The sequence below is a fragment of the Pseudomonas sp. 30_B genome (assembly GCF_017491605.1).
In the GTDB taxonomy this organism is placed as follows: domain Bacteria; phylum Pseudomonadota; class Gammaproteobacteria; order Pseudomonadales; family Pseudomonadaceae; genus Pseudomonas.
In genome coordinates, this window is the sequence record NZ_JAFGYY010000003.1 from 175,686 (window position 1) to 189,722 (window position 14,037).

11 protein-coding genes are annotated in these 14,037 nt (G+C 64.7%); 10 read left to right on the forward strand and 1 reads right to left on the reverse strand.

The window, feature by feature from the left end; all coding sequences use genetic code 11:
- From murD to lpxC, 9 genes are all read left to right on the forward strand, one after another.
- The gene (gene murD, locus J5M67_RS04530) at positions 1–1,347 is read left to right on the forward strand and encodes a UDP-N-acetylmuramoyl-L-alanine--D-glutamate ligase (RefSeq protein WP_207883771.1); all 1,347 of its coding nucleotides are present in this window, start codon (positions 1–3) and stop codon (positions 1,345–1,347) included.
- Positions 1,347–2,546 carry a putative lipid II flippase FtsW gene (gene ftsW / locus J5M67_RS04535; protein ID WP_207883773.1) on the forward strand — a complete coding sequence of 400 codons (1,200 nt, stop codon included), beginning with the start codon at positions 1,347–1,349 and terminating at the stop codon, positions 2,544–2,546. The genes murD and ftsW overlap by 1 nt, the downstream gene beginning before the upstream one ends.
- On the forward strand, positions 2,536–3,609 hold the full coding sequence (gene murG, locus J5M67_RS04540; RefSeq protein ID WP_207883775.1) for an undecaprenyldiphospho-muramoylpentapeptide beta-N-acetylglucosaminyltransferase: 1,074 nt from the start codon (positions 2,536–2,538) through the stop codon (positions 3,607–3,609). The genes ftsW and murG overlap by 11 nt, the downstream gene beginning before the upstream one ends.
- On the forward strand, positions 3,602–5,056 hold the full coding sequence (gene murC / locus J5M67_RS04545; protein WP_207883777.1) for a UDP-N-acetylmuramate--L-alanine ligase: 1,455 nt from the start codon (positions 3,602–3,604) through the stop codon (positions 5,054–5,056). Before murG ends, murC begins: the two co-directional genes overlap by 8 nt.
- Positions 5,053–6,000 (forward strand): D-alanine--D-alanine ligase, encoded by a 948-nt coding sequence (locus J5M67_RS04550; protein WP_207883779.1) that lies wholly within the window; start codon positions 5,053–5,055, stop codon positions 5,998–6,000. Before murC ends, J5M67_RS04550 begins: the two co-directional genes overlap by 4 nt.
- Positions 6,001–6,003: 3 nt before the next feature.
- Complete coding sequence (locus J5M67_RS04555) at positions 6,004–6,867, forward strand: cell division protein FtsQ/DivIB (RefSeq protein WP_207883781.1); 864 nt, start codon at positions 6,004–6,006, stop codon at positions 6,865–6,867.
- Positions 6,868–6,888: 21 nt separating this feature from the next.
- Positions 6,889–8,136 carry a cell division protein FtsA gene (gene ftsA, locus J5M67_RS04560; RefSeq protein WP_207883783.1) on the forward strand — a complete coding sequence of 416 codons (1,248 nt, stop codon included), beginning with the start codon at positions 6,889–6,891 and terminating at the stop codon, positions 8,134–8,136.
- A 53-nt stretch (positions 8,137–8,189) separates the two neighbouring features.
- The gene (ftsZ, locus tag J5M67_RS04565) at positions 8,190–9,374 is read left to right on the forward strand and encodes a cell division protein FtsZ (protein ID WP_045209631.1); all 1,185 of its coding nucleotides are present in this window, start codon (positions 8,190–8,192) and stop codon (positions 9,372–9,374) included.
- A 112-nt stretch (positions 9,375–9,486) separates the two neighbouring features.
- Entirely contained in the window at positions 9,487–10,398 is a 912-nt protein-coding gene (gene lpxC, locus J5M67_RS04570; RefSeq protein ID WP_207883785.1) for a UDP-3-O-acyl-N-acetylglucosamine deacetylase, read from the forward strand.
- Between the two features lie 83 nt (positions 10,399–10,481).
- Here the strand turns inward: lpxC and J5M67_RS04575 are convergent, their stop codons facing one another.
- Positions 10,482–10,937, reverse strand: a complete 456-nt coding sequence (locus J5M67_RS04575; protein WP_207883787.1) for a DUF721 domain-containing protein — start codon at positions 10,935–10,937, stop codon at positions 10,482–10,484.
- Positions 10,938–11,239: 302 nt separating this feature from the next.
- On the opposite strand from J5M67_RS04575, the gene secA reads away from it, so the two are divergent.
- Entirely contained in the window at positions 11,240–13,996 is a 2,757-nt protein-coding gene (secA, locus tag J5M67_RS04580) for a preprotein translocase subunit SecA (RefSeq protein WP_207883789.1), read from the forward strand.
- Positions 13,997–14,037 lie beyond the last annotated feature (41 nt).

Genomic DNA, 14,037 nt, shown 5'->3' on the forward strand with positions numbered 1-14,037 from the left:
ATGAGCCTGATCGCTTCCGACCAATTCCGCATCGTTGTCGGCCTCGGCAAGAGCGGCATGTCCCTGGTGCGCTACCTGGCGCGCCAGGGTGTGTCCTTTGCCGTGGCCGATACGCGCGCGAATCCGCCGGAGCTGGCGACCCTGCGCGAGCAGTACCCGCAGGTCGAGGTGCGCTGCGGCGACCTCGACGCCGATTTCCTCTGCCGCGCCTCGGAGCTCTACGTGAGCCCGGGCCTGTCGCTGCGCGTCCCGGCGCTGGTGGAAGCCGCCGCCCGTGGCGTGCGCATGTCCGGCGACGTCGACCTGTTCGCGCGTCACGCGAAGGCGCCGATCGTCGCGATCACCGGTTCCAACGCCAAGAGCACCGTCACCACCCTGGTGGGCGACATGGCCAAGGCGGCCGGCAAGCGTGTCGCCGTCGGCGGCAACCTTGGCACCCCGGCGCTGGACCTGCTGGCCGACGACGTCGAGTTGTACGTGGTGGAGCTGTCCAGCTTCCAGCTGGAAACCTGCGAGCGCCTGGACGCCGAAGTCGCCACCTGCCTGAACGTCAGCGAAGACCACATGGATCGCTACGACGGCATGGCCGACTACCACCTGGCCAAGCACCGCATCTTCCGCGGCGCCAGGCAGGTCGTGGTGAACCGTGCCGACGCTCTGAGCCGTCCGCTGATCGCCGACAACGTGCCGTGCTGGACCTTCGGCATCAACAAGCCTGACTTCAAGGCCTTCGGCCTGATCGAAGAAGACGGCGAGAAGTGGCTGGCCTTCCAGTTCGACAAGCTGATGCCGGCCCGTGAGCTGAAGATTCGCGGTGCGCACAACCAGTCCAACGCCCTGGCTGCGCTGGCGCTCGGCCATGCCATTGGCCTGCCGTTCGAGCCGATGCTGCAGACCCTGCGCGAGTTCGCCGGTCTCGCCCACCGCTGCCAGTGGGTGCGCGAGCGCAACGGCGTGAATTACTACGACGACTCCAAGGCCACCAACGTCGGTGCGGCCCTGGCCGCCATCGAAGGCCTGGGTGCCGATATCGACGGCAAGCTGGTGCTGATCGCCGGTGGCGATGGCAAGGGTGCCGACTTCAGTGACCTGCGCAGCCCCGTGGAACAGCATTGCCGTGCGGTGGTGCTGCTGGGCCGTGATGCCGAACGGGTCGGTGCGGCCATCGGCAATGCCGTGCCCAAGGTTCGCGTGAATACCCTGGACGAAGCCGTCGAGCATGCCGCCGACCTGGCGCTGCCGGGCGATGCCGTGCTGCTATCGCCGGCCTGCGCGAGCCTGGACATGTTCAAGAACTACGAAGAGCGCGGCCGTCTGTTCGCCAAGGCCGTGGAGGAGCTCGCCTGATGTTCTCCTTCCTGCGCCCCTATCCGTCCCCGCTGATCAGCCGCCATGGCATCGACATCGATTTCCCGCTGCTGGCGGGTTGCCTGGCGTTGCTCGGCCTGGGGCTGGTGATGGTCACTTCGGCGTCGTCCGAGGTGGCGGCGGCGCAGTCCGGCAACCCGCTGTACTTCTCGGTCCGTCACCTGATCTACCTGGCCATCGGCTTCGTCGCCTGCGGCCTGACCATGATGGTCCCGATGGAAACCTGGCAGCGCCTGGGCTGGAAGCTGCTGGCCATCGCCTTCGGGTTGCTGGTGCTGGTAATCACCCCCGGCATCGGCCGCGAGGTGAACGGCTCGATGCGCTGGATCGGCTTCGGCCTGTTCAACATTCAGCCCTCGGAGATCGCCAAGGTCTTCGTGGTGATCTTCATGGCTGGTTATCTGGTGCGCCGCCAGGAAGAAGTACGCGAAAGCTGGCTCGGGTTCTTCAAGCCCTTCGTGGTGCTGCTGCCGATGGCCGGCCTGCTGCTGCGCGAGCCCGACTTCGGTGCCACCGTGGTGATGATGGGCGCCGCTGCCGCCATGCTGTTCCTCGGCGGTGTCGGGCTGTTCCGCTTTGGCCTGATGGTGGCCCTGGCCATCGGTGCGGTGGTGCTGCTGATCCAGACCCAGCCCTACCGGATGGCGCGCCTGACCAACTTCACCGACCCCTGGGCCGACCAGTTCGGCGCTGGCTACCAGCTCAGCCAGGCGCTGATCGCCTTCGGCCGCGGTGGCTGGACCGGCATGGGCCTGGGCAACAGCATCCAGAAGCAGTTCTACCTGCCCGAGGCGCACACCGACTTCGTGTTCGCCGTGCTCGCGGAGGAGCTCGGCATCGTCGGTGCCATGGCCACCGTGGCGCTGTTCGTCTTCGTCAGCCTGCGCGCGCTGTACATCGGCATCTGGGCCGAACAGTCGAAACAGTACTTCTCCGCCTACGTGGCCTACGGCCTGGCCTTCCTGTGGATCGGCCAGTTCCTGATCAACGTGGGCGTGAACGTCGGCCTGCTGCCGACCAAGGGCCTGACCCTGCCGTTCCTCAGCTACGGCGGCAGCTCGCTGGTGATCTGCTGCGCCCAGCTGGGAATGCTGCTGCGCATCGAATGGGAACGTCGCACCGTGATGGGTAGCGAGGAATATGAATTCAGCGAAGAGGACTTTGCCGATGAAAGGTAACGTCCTGATCATGGCAGGCGGCACCGGCGGGCATGTGTTCCCGGCCCTGGCCTGCGCCCGCGAGTTCCAGGCGCGCGGTTACAGCGTGCACTGGCTGGGCACGCCGCGTGGTATCGAAAATGACCTGGTACCCAAGGCCGGCCTGCCGCTGCACCTGATCAACGTCAGCGGCCTGCGTGGCAAGGGCCTGAAGTCCCTGCTGCGTGCGCCGTTCGACCTGCTCAAGTCGCTGTTCCAGGCCATCGGCGTAGTTCGTCAGTTGAAGCCGGTCTGCGTGCTCGGCCTGGGTGGCTACGTCACCGGTCCGGGCGGCCTGGCCGCCAAACTGTCCGGTGTGCCGCTGGTGATCCATGAGCAGAACGCCGTTGCCGGCACCGCCAACCGCAGCCTCGCGCCGCTGGCCAAGCGGGTCTGCGAAGCCTTCCCGGACACCTTCGACGCCAGCGCCAAGCGCCTGACCACCGGCAACCCGGTGCGCGCCGAACTGTTCCTGGAAGAGGGCGCCCGCGCGCCGCTGCCGGGGCGCCGCGTCAATCTGCTGGTGCTGGGCGGCAGCCTGGGCGCCGAGCCGTTGAACAAACTGATCCCCGAAGCGCTGGCGCAGATTCCCGCCGACGCTCGTCCGGCGATTCGCCATCAGGCCGGTCGTCAGCATGACCAGGTCACTGCGGAGCGTTATCGCACCGCGGGTGTCGAAGCCGACGTCGCTCCATTCATTGCCGACATGGCCGCCGCCTATGCCTGGGCTGATCTGGTGATCTGCCGCGCGGGTGCGCTGACCGTCAGTGAGTTGACCGCCGCCGGCCTGCCGTCCTTCCTGGTGCCGCTGCCCCACGCGATCGACGACCACCAGACCAAGAACGCCGAATTCCTGGTGCGGGAGGGCGCTGCCCACCTGCTGCCACAGAAATCTACCAGCGCCGCCGACCTGGCCGCGCAGTTGTCCGAGGTATTGATGCATCCCGATTCCCTGACCCGCATGGCCGACCGCGCACGCAGCCTGGCCAAGCCCGAGGCTACCCGTACGGTAGTCGATGCCTGCCTGGAGGTGGCCCGTGGTTAAAGAACCCACCGGCGTTACCCGCACCATGCGGCGCATCCGTCGTATCCACTTCGTCGGCATCGGCGGTGTGGGCATGTGCGGCATCGCGGAAGTGTTGCTGAACCTCGGTTACGAAGTCTCCGGTTCCGACCTCAAGGCTTCGCCCGTGACCGAACGCCTGGAGAAGTTCGGCGCCGAAATCTTCATCGGCCACCGTGCGGAAAACTCCGACGGCGCCGACGTGCTGGTGGTTTCCAGCGCGGTGAACAAGGCCAACCCGGAAGTCGCCGCAGCGCTGGATCGCCGCGTGCCGGTCGTGCCCCGCGCCGAGATGCTCGCCGAGCTGATGCGCTACCGCCACGGCATCGCCGTTGCCGGTACCCACGGCAAGACCACCACCACCAGCCTGATCGCCTCGGTATTCGCCGCCGGTGGCCTGGACCCGACCTTCGTCATCGGCGGCCGCCTGAACGCCGCCGGCACCAACGCGCAGCTGGGCACCAGCCGCTACCTGGTCGCCGAGGCCGACGAGAGCGACGCCAGCTTCCTGCACCTACAGCCGATGGTCTCGGTGGTCACCAACATCGACGCCGACCACATGAGCACCTACGGCGGCGACTTCAACAAACTCAAGCGTACCTTCGTAGATTTCCTGCACAACCTGCCGTTCTACGGTCTGGCCGTGCTCTGCGTGGACGACCCGGTGGTGCGCGAGATCCTGCCGCAGGTCGCCCGTCCGACCGTGACCTACGGCCTGAGCGAGGACGCCGACGTCCGCGCCATCAACATCCGCCAGGAAGGCATGCGCACCTGGTTCACCGTGCTGCGCCCCGAGCGCGAGCCGCTGGACGTTTCGGTGAACATGCCCGGCCTGCACAACGTGCTGAACTCCCTGGCGACCATCGTCATCGCCACCGACGAGGGCATCTCCGACGAAGCCATCGTCCAGGGCCTGTCCGGCTTCCAGGGCGTGGGCCGGCGCTTCCAGGTCTATGGCGACCTGCAGGTGGAAGGCGGCAGCGTGATGCTGGTCGACGACTATGGCCACCACCCGCGCGAAGTCGCCGCGGTGATCAAGGCCGTGCGCGGCGGCTGGCCGGAGCGCCGTCTGGTGATGGTCTACCAGCCGCACCGCTACACCCGCACCCGCGACCTGTACGACGACTTCGTGCAGGTGCTGGGCGAAGCCAACGTGCTGATGCTGATGGAGGTCTACCCGGCCGGCGAGGAGCCGATCCCCGGTGCCGACAGCCGTCACCTGTGCCACAGCATCCGCCAGCGCGGCCAGTTGGACCCGATCTACCTGGAGCGCGGTGGCGACCTCGCTTCGCTGCTGGGGCCGCTGCTGCGTCCCGGCGACATCCTGCTCTGCCAGGGGGCCGGCGATATCGGCGGCCTGGCGCCGCAACTGATCAAGAATCCGATGTTCGGTGCCGCCGATGCCGGCGCCGAGGGGAAGAAGCCATGAGTGACATCCTCAAATCCGCCCTCGAACCCAGCGCCTTCGGTCGCGTCGCCGTGCTCTACGGCGGCAAGAGCGCCGAGCGCGAGGTGTCGCTGAAGTCCGGCGCCATGGTCCTGCAAGCGCTGCAGGCCGCTGGCGTGGATGCCTTCGGCATCGATGTGGGCGATGACCTGCTGCAGCGCCTGATCAGCGAGAAGATCGACCGCGCCTTCATCATCCTCCACGGCCGTGGCGGTGAGGACGGCAGCATGCAGGGCCTGCTGGAAGTCGCTGGCATTCCCTACACCGGTAGCGGCGTGCTGGCCTCTGCGCTGGCCATGGACAAGCTGCGCACCAAGCGCGTGTGGCTGAGCCTCGGCCTGCCGACGCCCCAATACGCCGTGCTCAGCAGCGAGGCCGATTGCCGTGCCGCCGCTGCGGAACTGGGCTTCCCGCTGATCGTCAAACCGGCCCATGAAGGTTCCAGCATCGGCATGGCCAAGGTGAATGGCGTGGAAGAACTGATCACCGCCTGGGAGGGTGCCGCGAAGTACGACTCGCAGGTGCTCGTCGAGCAGTGGATCAGCGGCCCCGAATTCACCATCGCCGTCCTGCGTGGCCAGGTGCTGCCGCCCATTCGCCTGGGCACCCCGCACACCTTCTACGACTACGACGCCAAGTACCTGGCCAGCGATACCCAGTACCAGATTCCCTGCGGCCTCGACGCCGCCAAGGAAGAAGAGCTCAAGGACCTGACCGCGCGCGCCTGCGATGCCCTCGGCATCCAGGGCTGGGGCCGGGCCGACGTGATGCAGGACGCCCAAGGGCGTTTCTGGCTGTTGGAAGTGAACACCGCACCGGGCATGACCGACCACAGCCTGGTGCCCATGGCCGCGCGCGCGGCCGGCCTGGATTTCCAGCAACTGGTGCTGGCGATCCTCGCCGACAGCGTCGAGGCAAGGGGGTAAGCCATGAACGGCGCTCAGCTTCGTCATCAGCAACCTGGTATCGGCCGTGTGCCCGCACGCAAGCCGGCGGCCCGTGGCGCAAGTCGCCTGGTGGCCAAGGAGCCGCTGAGCGCGCGCATGCCCAAGCCGAGCTTCGGCTTCCTCAAGGTACTGCTGTGGCCGCTGGTACTGGGCGTACTGGGCGTTGGCACCTATTACGGCGCGCAATACGCGCTGCCCTATGCGGACCGCCCGATCGCCAAGGTCAGCGTGGAAGGTGACCTGAGCTACATCAGCCAGCAGGCGGTGCAGCAGCGGATCAGCTCCTACGTTTCGGCGAGCTTCTTCACCATCGACCTGGCCGGCATGCGCCAGGAGCTGGAGCAGATGCCCTGGATCGCCCATGCCGAAGTGCGTCGCGTATGGCCCGACCAGGTGGTGATCCGCCTGGACGAGCAACTGCCGATCGCCCGCTGGGGCAACGAAGCGCTGCTGAACAACCAGGGCCAGGCCTTCGCCCCGCGCGAAGTGGCCAACTACGAGCACCTGCCGCGCCTGTCCGGCCCGCAGCGTGCTCAGCAACAAGTGATGCAGCAGTACCAGATTCTCAGCCAGATGCTCCGTCCGCTGGGCTTCACCATCGCCAGCCTGGACATGAGTTCGCGCGGCGCCTGGACCCTGGGTACCGCGCAGGGCGTGGAGATCATGCTGGGCCGCGATCACGCGGTAGAACAGATTCGCCGGTTCGTGACCATCTACGACAAGGCGCTGAAAGATCAGATTTCGAAAATTGCGCGCATCGACATGCGCTACCCCAACGGCCTGGCCGTGGCGTGGCGCGATCCGGTGCCGGAAGCGACGGTGGCACAGACCACCGCCGTGCAGTGAGTTGAGGAGACTTCGATAAACATGGCAAGCGTGCAGAGCGGCAAAATGGTCGTCGGCCTGGACATCGGCACCTCCAAGGTGGTGGCGCTGGTGGGTGAGGTGGCGGCCGATGGCAAGCTGGAAATCGTCGGTATCGGGACGCACCCGTCGCGCGGCCTGAAGAAGGGCGTGGTGGTGAACATCGAGTCCACCGTCCAGTCCATCCAGCGTGCTATCGACGAGGCCCAGCAGATGGCGGGCTGCCGTATCCACTCGGCCTTCGTCGGCATCGCCGGCAACCATATCCGCAGCCTGAATTCCCACGGCATCGTGGCGATTCGCGACCGCGAAGTCAGCGGTGCGGACATCGAGCGCGTGCTGGACGCGGCCCAGGCCGTGGCCATCCCGGCTGACCAGCGTGTGCTGCACACCCTGGCCCAGGACTACGTGATCGACAACCAGGAAGGCGTGCGCGAGCCGCTGGGCATGTCCGGCGTGCGCCTGGAAGCCAAGGTGCACGTGGTGACCTGTGCGGTGAACGCCGCGCAGAACATCGAGAAGTGCGTGCGTCGCTGCGGCCTGGAAGTGGACGACATCATCCTCGAGCAACTGGCTTCGGCCTACTCCGTGCTCACCGAGGACGAAAAGGAGCTGGGCGTGTGCCTGGTGGACATCGGCGGCGGCACCACCGACATCGCCATCTTCACCGAAGGCGCCATCCGCCATACGGCAGTGATCCCGATCGCCGGCGATCAGGTCACCAACGACATCGCCATGGCGCTGCGTACCCCGACTCAATATGCCGAAGAGATCAAGATTCGATATGCTTGTGCCCTAGCCAAACTGGCCGGTGCGGGCGAAACCATCAAGGTGCCCAGCGTAGGGGACCGGCCGCCGCGGGAACTGTCGCGCCAAGCGCTTGCCGAAGTGGTCGAGCCTCGTTACGACGAGCTGTTCACTCTGGTTCAGGCGGAATTGCGCCGCAGTGGCTACGAGGACCTGATTCCTGCGGGAATCGTCCTGACCGGTGGCACTTCCAAGATGGAAGGCGCGGTCGAGCTGGCCGAAGAGATCTTTCACATGCCGGTGCGCCTGGGCGTACCTCACAGCGTCAAAGGACTGACCGACGTCGTGCGCAATCCAATCTACTCCACGGGCGTGGGCCTGCTCATGTACGGGCTGCAGAAGCAGTCCGACGGCATTTCCATGTCCGGCAGCAGCTTCAGCAGCGACGAACCCAAGACACCGGTACTGGAAAAGCTTAAACGCTGGGTCCAGGGCAATTTCTGATTTACCACCGCGGTAAACGTAGGCGACACAACTAGAAAGGAAGGAGAGGGGAAATGTTTGAATTGGTAGATAACGTCCCGCAAACAGCAGTCATCAAGGTTATCGGCGTAGGTGGCGGCGGCGGCAACGCCGTGAACCACATGGCCAAGAACAACGTTGATGGCGTCGAATTCATTTGCGCCAACACCGATGCGCAGGCGCTGAAGAACATCGCCGCGCGCACCGTGCTGCAACTCGGCCCGGGCGTGACCAAGGGCCTGGGCGCTGGCGCCAACCCTGAAGTAGGCCGCCAGGCCGCCATCGAGGACCGCGAGCGCATCGCCGAAGTCCTGGAAGGCGCCGACATGGTCTTCATCACCACCGGCATGGGTGGCGGTACCGGTACCGGTGCTGCGCCGATCATTGCCGAGGTTGCCAAGGAAATGGGCATCCTCACCGTGGCCGTGGTCACCCGTCCGTTCCCGTTCGAAGGTCGCAAGCGCATGCAGATCGCCGACGAAGGCATCCGCTCGCTGGCGGAAAGCGTCGACTCGCTGATCACCATCCCGAACGAAAAACTGCTGACCATCCTGGGCAAGGACGCGAGCCTGCTGGCCGCCTTCGCCAAGGCCGACGATGTACTGGCCGGTGCCGTTCGCGGTATCTCCGACATCATCAAGCGCCCGGGCATGATCAACGTCGACTTCGCCGACGTGAAGACCGTCATGAGCGAAATGGGCATGGCCATGATGGGTACCGGCTGCGCCAGCGGCCCGAACCGCGCTCGCGAGGCAACCGAAGCCGCGATCCGCAACCCGCTGCTGGAAGACGTCAACCTGCAGGGCGCCCGCGGCATCCTGGTGAACATCACCGCAGGTCCCGACCTGTCCCTGGGCGAGTACTCCGACGTGGGTAACATCATCGAACAGTTCGCTTCCGAGCACGCCACCGTGAAGGTGGGCACCGTGATCGATCCGGACATGCGCGACGAGCTGCACGTCACCGTGGTCGCCACCGGTCTGGGCGCTCGCCTGGAGAAGCCGGTGAAGGTCGTCGACAACACCGTGCAGACCCAGGCTGTCAGCACCCAGGCTCCGGTTCAGCGCGAGCAGCAGTCGGTGAACTACCGTGACCTGGACCGTCCGACCGTCATGCGCAACCAGTCCCACGGCGGCGCTGCCACCGCGGCCAAGCTGAATCCGCAGGACGATCTGGACTACCTGGACATCCCGGCCTTCCTGCGTCGTCAGGCCGATTGAGTCGATTTATCAGGAGTATGAATGTGATTGGTGTTCAGCAAAGGGCGGTTCTGCTATCATCGCCGCCCATTGTTGAAAACAGTTCGCAACTTGCGCGAAAGCGGCCAAAGCCATGATCAGACAACGCACCTTGAAGAACATCATCCGGGCGACCGGTGTCGGCCTGCATTCCGGGGAGAAGGTTTACCTGACCCTGAAGCCGGCTCCCGTCGATACTGGCATCGTGTTCTGCCGGACCGATCTCGACCCGGTAGTGGAAATCCCCGCTCGAGCTTCGAACGTGGGTGAAACCACCATGTCGACCACCCTGATCAAGGGTGACGTCAAGGTGGATACCGTGGAGCATCTGCTGTCGGCCATGGCTGGCCTGGGTATCGACAACGCCTATGTCGAGCTGTCCGCATCGGAAGTACCGATCATGGACGGCAGCGCGGGTCCCTTTGTATTCCTGATCCAGTCCGCTGGCCTGCAAGAGCAGGAAGCGGCGAAGAAGTTCATCCGCATCAAGCGCGAAGTGAGCGTGGAAGAGGGCGACAAGCGCGCCACCTTCGTTCCCTTCGATGGCTTCAAGGTGAGCTTCGAGATCGACTTCGATCACCCGGTTTTCCGTGGTCGCACCCAGAAGGCCGTTGTGGACTTCTCCAGCACTTCCTTCGTCAAGGAAGTCAGCCGCGCCCGTACCTTCGGGTTCATGCGCGACATCGAGATGCTGCGTTCGCAGAACCTGGCGCTCGGTGGCAGTGTGGAGAACGCCATCGTGGTCGACGAGTATCGTGTGCTCAACGAAGATGGTCTTCGTTATGAGGACGAGTTCGTCAAGCACAAGATCCTGGACGCCATCGGAGACCTGTACCTGTTGGGTAACAGCCTCATCGGCGAGTTCATCGGCTACAAGTCCGGTCACGCCCTGAACAATCGTCTGCTGCGTACCCTCATCGCAGACAAGGACGCTTGGGAAGTGGTGACCTTCGAGGACGCCAAGACCGCGCCGATCTCCTATATGCGACCCGCTGCGGCCGTATAAAGGAACCTCCTTCCTTCAGTAATAACTTCAAAGGCCACCCCAGGGTGGCCTTTTTTTTATGCCAGCAGTTTTGCGCCCCTGGATTATTCCTTCGGCTTGCGGCTGCGGCTGGCAAGGCGCTCCAGGGCGGCCTTGAGCTGCGGATTGTCGATGCCTTCGGCGGCTTCATGGAGTGTAGCGGCGGCCGACTCCGTCAGCGTGACGGTGCGCGCCGGGGCGCTGGCCTGGCTGAGCGGCTGCACCTTGAACAGGATGCGCGCAAGCCCGCGGAACTCCTCATAGGCAGCGAGTTGCCGAAGCAGGCGATTCTGCTGGTAGCGCAACCGGGTGGCCCAGTGGCCGTCGGTGACGATCAGCAGCAGGCTGCCTTCGCGCCAGGAGGCGATGCGGCAATAGGGGCGTGCGGCGGGCTGCAGCTGCGAGTCGAGCAACTCTTGCAGGTGCGAGAGACGCTGGGCCTCGGCGAACAGCGATTGCAGGGGCTTGGCTTCGCGCAGCAGCTTGGTCGATGCCTGGGCGGGCAGGGGGCGGAAGGCCATGGTGAAAACCCGAGGGTGAATAAAGGGCGATGGTAGCAGATGGAGGATTCATCCGGTTGCAGGATGCTTGTCGCGGCGCAACCTTGAAGTTGCGCGTCTGCGTCACCATATCAACCACACGGATTAAAAGTTATTCGTCCACGCATTGCCCGAAATGTCATGGAGTGCGAAGCTTCCAAGGATGACTTCGGCACTTTTTTCATACACGTTTCCGGGTAGAATGCCCGCTTCGTTGCCGTTCCGCGCCGCGGCCAGCCAGTCGGGCAGCCCTCCAATTCTCCAGTTCGGATGACCCAGTCGATATGTTTGCGCCTTTGTTGAAAAAACTCTTTGGAAGCAAGAACGAGCGTGAAGTAAAGCGCATGGTCAAGCAGGTCCAGGCCATCAATGCGCTCGAGCCCCAGATGGTGGCGCTTTCCGATGAGCAACTGAAGGCCAAGACCGAGGAGTTCAAGGCGCGCGTCGCCAAGGGCGAAACCCTCGACCAGATCCTCCCCGAAGCCTTCGCCGTGGCCCGTGAGGCCGGCAAGCGCGTAATGGGCATGCGCCACTTCGACGTCCAGTTGATCGGCGGCATGACCCTGCACGAAGGCAAGATCGCCGAGATGCGTACCGGTGAGGGCAAGACCCTCGTGGGTACCCTGGCCGTTTACCTGAACGCCCTGGCTGGCAAAGGCGTGCACGTGGTCACCGTGAACGACTACCTGGCCCGCCGCGACGCCAACTGGATGCGTCCGCTGTATGAGTTCCTCGGCCTGTCCGTCGGCATCGTCAGCCCGTTCCAGCCGCCGGAAGAGAAGCGCGCCGCCTACGCGTCCGACATCACCTACGGTACCAACAACGAATTCGGTTTCGACTATCTGCGCGACAACATGGCGTTCAGCCTGGAAGACAAGTTCCAGCGCGAGCTGAACTTCGCCGTGGTCGACGAAGTGGACTCCATCCTCATCGACGAAGCGCGGACTCCGCTGATCATCTCCGGCCAGGCCGAAGACAGCTCCGAGCTGTACATCAAGATCAACAAGCTGATCCCGCGCCTGAAGCGTCACATCGAGGAAGTCGAAGGCCAGGTGACCCAGCAGGGCCACTACAGCATCGACGAGAAGACCCGCCAGGTCGAACTCAACGAGCAGGGCCACGCCTACGTCGAGGAACTGCTGACCCAGAACGGCCTGCTGGCCGAGGGCGAGAGCCTCTACTCGGCGCACAACCTCAGCCTGCTGACCCACGTCTACGCAGCGCTGCGCGCCCACACCCTGTTCCACCGCAACGTGGAATACATCGTTCAGGGCGACCAGGTCCTGCTGATCGACGAGCACACCGGTCGTACCATGCCGGGCCGCCGCCTCTCCGAGGGCCTGCACCAGGCCATCGAGGCGAAGGAAAACCTGCCGATCCAGGCCGAGAGCCAGACCCTGGCCTCGACCACCTTCCAGAACTACTTCCGCCTCTACACCAAGCTGGCCGGCATGACCGGTACCGCCGACACCGAGGCCTTCGAATTCCGCCAGACCTACGGCCTGGACGTGGTGGTGATCCCGACCCACCGTCCGGTCGCCCGTAAGGACTTCAACGACCTGGTCTACCTGACCCAGGACGAGAAGTACGCCGCCATCATCACCGACGTGCAGCAGTGCCAGGCACTGGGCCGTCCGATCCTGGTCGGTACCGCTTCGGTCGAAACCTCCGAATACGTCTCGCAGCTGCTGCAGAAGGCCGGCATCGAGCACAAGGTACTGAACGCCAAGTACCACGAGAAGGAAGCCGAGATCATCGCCCAGGCCGGTCGTCCGGGCTCGGTCACCATCGCCACCAACATGGCCGGTCGTGGTACCGACATCCTGCTGGGCGGCAACTGGGAAGTGGAAGTCGCCGCGCTGGAGAACCCCACCGACGAGCAGGTCGCGCAGATCAAGGCCGACTGGCAGAAACGCCACCAGCAGGTCATCGAAGCGGGCGGCCTGCACGTGATCGCTTCCGAGCGTCACGAATCCCGCCGTATCGACAACCAGCTGCGCGGCCGTGCCGGCCGCCAGGGCGACCCGGGCTCCAGCCGCTTCTACCTGTCGCTGGAAGACCACCTGATGCGCATCTTCGCCTCCGACCGGGTGAAGAACTTCATGAAGGCCCTGGGCATGCAGCCGGGCGAGGCGATCGAGCACCGCATGGTGACCAACGCCATCGAAAAGGCGCAGCGCAAGGTCGAAGGCCGCAACTTCGACATCCGTAAGCAACTGCTGGAGTTCGACGACGTCGCCAACGAGCAGCGCAAGGTGATCTACCACATGCGCAACAGCCTGCTGGCGGCCGACAACATCGGCGACACCATCGTCGAGTTCCGCGAGGAAACCCTGGCCAACACCATCAGCCAGCACATCCCGCCGCAGTCGCTGCCGGAGCAGTGGGACATCGCCGGCCTGGAAGCTGCCCTGTACAGCGACTTCGCCCTGAAACTGCCGATTCAGCAGTGGCTGGACGAGGACGAGAAACTCTACGAAGAAACCCTGCGCGAGAAGATCCTCGCCGAGCTGGTGGCCGCCTACAACGAGAAGGAAGACCTCGCCGGCGAAGAAGCCCTGCGCACCTTCGAGAAGCAGATGCTGCTGCGCGTGCTGGACGACCTGTGGAAGGACCACCTGTCCACCATGGATCACCTGCGCCACGGCATCCACCTGCGCGGCTATGCGCAGAAGAACCCGAAGCAGGAATACAAGCGCGAGTCCTTCAACCTGTTCCAGGAGCTGCTGGACTCGGTCAAGCGCGACACCATCCGCGTGCTGTCCTTCGTTCAGGTCCGCCGCGAGGACCCGGCCGAGGAAGAGGCCCGTCTGCGCCGCGAAGCCGAGGAAATGGCCAAGCGCATGCAGTTCCAGCATGCCGCCGCGCCGTCCATGGATCAGGCCACCGACGAGCCGGAGGAAGACGGCGAACAACCGCCGATCCCCGCCAACGTGGTGCCGATGGAGCCTGTTCGCAACGAGCCGAAGATCGGCCGCAACGAGCCGTGCCCCTGCGGTTCGGGCAAGAAATACAAGCACTGCCACGGTCAGGTGGAATAACCTCCTCCGACCCTGACACCAACGCCGCGACCGGCCCAGCC

Excerpts from the sequence above, each read along its gene's own strand:
- ftsZ (WP_045209631.1), top strand. The coding sequence starts at position 8,190 with ATGTTTGAATTGGTAGATAACGTCCCGCAAACAGCAGTCATCAAGGTT.
- murG (WP_207883775.1), top strand. The coding sequence starts at position 2,536 with ATGAAAGGTAACGTCCTGATCATGGCAGGCGGCACCGGCGGGCATGTG.
- secA (WP_207883789.1), top strand. The coding sequence starts at position 11,240 with ATGTTTGCGCCTTTGTTGAAAAAACTCTTTGGAAGCAAGAACGAGCGT.
- ftsW (WP_207883773.1), top strand. The coding sequence starts at position 1,347 with ATGTTCTCCTTCCTGCGCCCCTATCCGTCCCCGCTGATCAGCCGCCAT.
- lpxC (WP_207883785.1), top strand. The coding sequence starts at position 9,487 with ATGATCAGACAACGCACCTTGAAGAACATCATCCGGGCGACCGGTGTC.
- murD (WP_207883771.1), top strand. The coding sequence starts at position 1 with ATGAGCCTGATCGCTTCCGACCAATTCCGCATCGTTGTCGGCCTCGGC.
- J5M67_RS04575 (WP_207883787.1), bottom strand. The coding sequence starts at position 10,937 with ATGGCCTTCCGCCCCCTGCCCGCCCAGGCATCGACCAAGCTGCTGCGC.
- ftsA (WP_207883783.1), top strand. The coding sequence starts at position 6,889 with ATGGCAAGCGTGCAGAGCGGCAAAATGGTCGTCGGCCTGGACATCGGC.
- J5M67_RS04550 (WP_207883779.1), top strand. The coding sequence starts at position 5,053 with ATGAGTGACATCCTCAAATCCGCCCTCGAACCCAGCGCCTTCGGTCGC.
- J5M67_RS04555 (WP_207883781.1), top strand. The coding sequence starts at position 6,004 with ATGAACGGCGCTCAGCTTCGTCATCAGCAACCTGGTATCGGCCGTGTG.